This window comes from Pseudomonas sp. NBRC 111133 (genome assembly GCF_001320605.1).
In the GTDB taxonomy this organism is placed as follows: domain Bacteria; phylum Pseudomonadota; class Gammaproteobacteria; order Pseudomonadales; family Pseudomonadaceae; genus Aquipseudomonas; species Aquipseudomonas monteilii.
In genome coordinates, this window is record NZ_BCBJ01000158.1 from 1 (window position 1) to 4,104 (window position 4,104).

At 55.1% G+C, this 4,104-nt stretch carries 5 protein-coding genes and 1 pseudogene; 2 read left to right on the forward strand and 4 right to left on the reverse strand.

The genetic code is table 11. The annotated features are described in order from the left end of the window. A partial coding sequence (locus APH36_RS29380; protein ID WP_177337147.1) for a sensor histidine kinase KdpD occupies positions 1 to 638 on the forward strand: 638 nt, incomplete at its 5' end. A 193-nt stretch (positions 639 to 831) separates the two neighbouring features. Here APH36_RS29380 and APH36_RS29385 read toward each other — a convergent pair. From APH36_RS29385 to APH36_RS29395, 4 genes and pseudogenes are all read right to left on the reverse strand, one after another. Further along, positions 832 to 1,104, reverse strand: a complete 273-nt coding sequence (locus APH36_RS29385; RefSeq protein WP_029380190.1) for a PepSY domain-containing protein — start codon at positions 1,102 to 1,104, stop codon at positions 832 to 834. 57 nt (positions 1,105 to 1,161) lie between these two features. Then, positions 1,162 to 1,626, reverse strand: coding sequence for an NUDIX domain-containing protein (locus APH36_RS33350; RefSeq protein WP_080578067.1), 465 nt, complete (start codon positions 1,624 to 1,626; stop codon positions 1,162 to 1,164). 192 nt (positions 1,627 to 1,818) lie between these two features. After that, positions 1,819 to 2,046, reverse strand: a pseudogene (locus APH36_RS32290) (hypothetical protein); the annotation flags it as partial. A 239-nt stretch (positions 2,047 to 2,285) separates the two neighbouring features. After that, positions 2,286 to 2,606, reverse strand: coding sequence for an NUDIX domain-containing protein (locus APH36_RS29395; protein WP_016711368.1), 321 nt, complete (start codon positions 2,604 to 2,606; stop codon positions 2,286 to 2,288). Positions 2,607 to 2,941: 335 nt separating this feature from the next. On the opposite strand from APH36_RS29395, the gene APH36_RS29400 reads away from it, so the two are divergent. Further along, positions 2,942 to 3,880 carry a bestrophin family protein gene (locus tag APH36_RS29400; protein WP_016711372.1) on the forward strand — a complete coding sequence of 313 codons (939 nt, stop codon included), beginning with the start codon at positions 2,942 to 2,944 and terminating at the stop codon, positions 3,878 to 3,880. The last annotated feature ends 224 nt before the right edge of the window (positions 3,881 to 4,104 follow it).

Below are 4,104 nucleotides of genomic sequence, written 5' to 3' on the forward strand. Positions count from 1 at the left end.
TAACGGCCATCAAGATGGGAGCGGCGCTGCTTACCAAAGCGAAGCAGTGGGGAGAGCGTGAACAGAGCTTGGCGGTGCAGATCGACACCAGTGCCGAGCGCGTCAATCAGTTGGTGATCGATCTGCTGGATCTCGCCAGATGCAACCTGGGCCTGGGCATCACGGTTCAACGTCAGGATATCGACCTGACTTCGTTGTGTGCCAGGGTGGTACAAGAGGTCTGCTTCGCCCATCCACAGATTAACGTTGTTTTCGAACGTACCGATGCACTGCCGGCGAGCGTCGATCCGCTACGCATGAGCCAGGTGATATCCAATCTGATGGTAAATGCCATACGACACGGGGATATTGAGCGGCCAATCCGAGTAGGTGCTACCTGCGTTGAGAACATGGCCGTAATTGAGGTACACAACTGGGGAAAACCAATCTCTGCCGACCAGATCACTTACCTATTTGATCCTGAAGCACGCTTAACACGCGCAAGTCGTGCTGATGGTGCGGAGAGCCAAGGTCTAGGGCTAGGGTTGTTCATAGCCAAGGAAATCACAGCCAGCCATGCCGGCAGCATTCATGTCGTATCTAGCCCTGAGCAAGGCACGACTTTTCGGGTCAGTTTTCCGAGACAGCCAACGATATAAGCCCTGCCATTTTAACGAAAGAAAGCTTGCTCTTTGACCTTGAGGGGAAACCTGAAGGTTAGCTGGGTCGATAGCCGCCGCTCGCTTCCGTTGCTTGGAGACTGGCCCAGAAACGCCGAAATCTATTTGGAGACCAATGAAAAAAAGCCCGCGCTTTGGGCACGGGACGCTCAGAGAGCAACACCCGCCCTGATCAGTTATCCAGTTCGTCTTTGATAATCTTGCTATCGTGCGGATCAACCTGGAATTCATATTGCTTGCCATCCGCCTTGATACCCTCGCCTTCCCAGTGACCATCGTCGGCTTCGATCTTGGTAATCTGGGTGTAGCCTGCGCCTTTCAAGGTGGCCTCAGCCTGATCCTTATTCACCTTCCAATCAGCACCGGGCGTATCAGCCCATGCAGAAGTAGCCCCCATAGCACCAACTAATGCCAGGCCAGTGAACACTCGAGTTATCGCTTTCATCGCTAACATCCTTTTTCATGACAGTTAACGATCCGACCCGAACGCTGATCTTGACGTTCATTTTGTGTTAAAAGCCGACACTGATTGCGGGCGCCCATCATGGTGAACGAGCTCCTGCAGGTCTCGTGAAAGCAAAGCAGCGGCTGTGGGCTTCAGCATGCTTGAGCTCAAGTCCTCCCAACAAATCCACTTACAGGCGACGATGCCTCTGCCAAGCGCGACGCAGCGACTGGCGGGTATGTCAGTCGTAAAAATGTGGTGGAGAACGTGGCCTACCTCGACAGTGCCCACAGGGTTCAAGCCTGAGCAATGAAGCGTCAGAGCCTTCCAAAGCTCGCGAGCAGCGGCAACGATTGGCGCCTCACCGGGCGCAAGCACGCCGCTTGGAAACTTCCATTTAGAACCCTTCCTGCGGACAAGCAGAATCTTGTCATTTCGTGAGCAGATGATCGTGGCCTTAGCTCTGAGCGGGTGATGCTTGGCGACGCTCATGAGGGATCGCACCTGAAGAATTCGCGACATCCTGAACGCAGGGGCGGGCTTCCGTATGCTGATGACACCGACGTTCGGAAACGAGTTCAGATCATCCGTCCGCCCTCGGAAATGGGGGCTAGAGATCGTAGTGCTTGGACTCAGTACGAAGCTTCAGCCATAGCCTACATACCTGGATCCAGCTCCTTCAGAGCGCAACTCGCGCCCGATATACCTTGAGTCACCTTCTATAAAGGTTGATCCACTCGCGCCGCATTGGTTGTTGCGACGGTCACATTCGTAATCCGCCTCGGCACGAGTAGGGAAATTCAAAATCAACCTGGTTTTGCTGTGGTTATCGTAGAGGTCGAAGCCTGCCCCAGAAGCACTGGGAACTCCGATGCGGCGAGGAAAAATCTCCTTTTCCGTGGGTACAGCGGGAACCACAACAAAGCGCATCTGCATGATCATCCCTCATCCGGCATGACCTAAGTATTAGTCTGATTGTCTAGAAACCTCAAGGCTACTCATGCTGCGTGGCTGAGGTCGCCGGCAAGTATCCGCTGGAGGCGTCGAACTTGAGGAATTAGGACAGGCACGGCTCGTGGGAGTGACCATGCGCATGAGCTATTGGGATAGTTCCAGGCTGGATAGCCCCCTGAAAACCATGGCGCGCTCGCTATTAGCGAGCGCCGAGCGACATCGCTCCGCTAAACGATCAGGGCCGGCAGGTGGGTCGCTATAAGGCCCGCAGCCGTGGCCTTGAGCAAGGAAGGTTTCAGCTTGGCGCGCGGTAACCATTTGCACGCCGCAATCTCATTGCAGGCTACGGCTTTATCGCCGGCGTGAAAGTGGGTGGTGTAAATATGGTGAATGGTCGATTCCACAGTGATGGTGCACAGGTGAAGCAAGTCATGACCGGTGATGCTCGTCTCTTCCTCTAGTTCTCGAGCAGCCGCTGCAAAAGGCGTTTCGCCTGCTTCAATCGAACCACCAGGGAAATTCCATTTGCCGCCTTTCTTGCGCACCATCAGCACCCTACCGCTGCGCAGGCAGATGATTGTGGCTCTCGCTTTAAGACTTCTATTTTTCCTGTCTGGCATCCGCAGGCTCAGCTGTTCAAATCAGGGTCTAGTCCAACTCACTGTGGCTTTGAGAAGGGGTTCTCCCTAAGAGACTCCTAGATATGACGACTTGTTCAAGGAATTGGACACAGAGTGGCCGTCTATGACTCTCGAGCTAACCATTCAGTCTCTTACCACCCAACGAGACACCCTTTGGGATTAAGTTCCTGTTAAGGATCGCGTCGTAATCTCCTCCGTCAGGCCATGAGCCCCAGCGCCCGATTACTAAGGAGAGATGCGATATGGAAGCTGCACTGGCGACGAAGTGGAAATGCCTGGCTCGGACAATCACCTATGTCGGATGGGCGCTGTTCTGGCTACTCCTTTGGGACGTTGCCGTCACCCTGGACGCGATGCTCGTGGCGGGATACGGATTTGAGCTGCCTCTGATGCCGCTGACACTGCTGTGTTCAGCGCTGGTAGTGCTAATCAGTTTCCGTAACTCCAGCGCTTACAACCGCTGGTGGGAAGCACGGACATTGTGGGGGGCGATGGTCAATAGCTCGAGAAGTTTTGGTCGCCAGGTACTTACGCTGATCGACGATGACAAGGACGCTAATCCGGTCAAGGCTCGACTCATTCAGCGTCACTTGGCCTACCTCCAGGCCTTGCGAATGCAGCTGAAAGGGAAACGGGACACCTCTCCACTAGCGCCGCTGCTGACCAACCACGACCTGCAACTGCTCACCACAGCTAGCAACTTGCCAAACGACATCCTCAGCGGCTCCGCTGAGATCATTGCGAGGGAGTTCCAGGAAGGCCGCCTCGACAGCATCCGACTTGCCCGCCTCGAGTCCACGCTGGTCGACATTTCGAACTGGCAAGGCGGGATGGAGAGGATTGCCAACACCCCACTTCCCTACCCTTACACCTACTTCCCCAGGATATTCAGCACCCTCTTTTGCGTGATCATGCCGCTCAGCCTGGTACCCTCTTTGGGCTGGTTCACCCCGGTCGTCTCCACAGTGGTAGGTTGCATGCTGTTGGCGATGGAGCGAATCGGCACCGACCTACAAGCACCATTCGGGCACAGCCAACACAGCATTCGTACCGATGAGCTCTGCCGAAACATCGAAAAGAATCTTCAGTCGATGTTCAACTCCCCGGAGCGTGGTGCCTTGTCGCTGACACCATGTGTTGCAATCGAAGGGCGTTCGTCTGCCTTAGAAGTCACGGCCTAGATGGGTTCGGCTCTCCCGCATTGGGGACACGCAGTTGTTCATCGGGATCTACGGGCGCTCAGGTTTGCGCCAGGATTGAAGTAGCCTATGCAAAACGCCCTGATGAATCGGTGACTCGCGCCATGGCGTGAGGTGCTGGCCGGGGTCGTGTTCTGGCTCTATCCGCCTTGGAACATAAGCAGCACATGGGGGTAGGAGGACGAGACAATGACTGATCAGCTAGG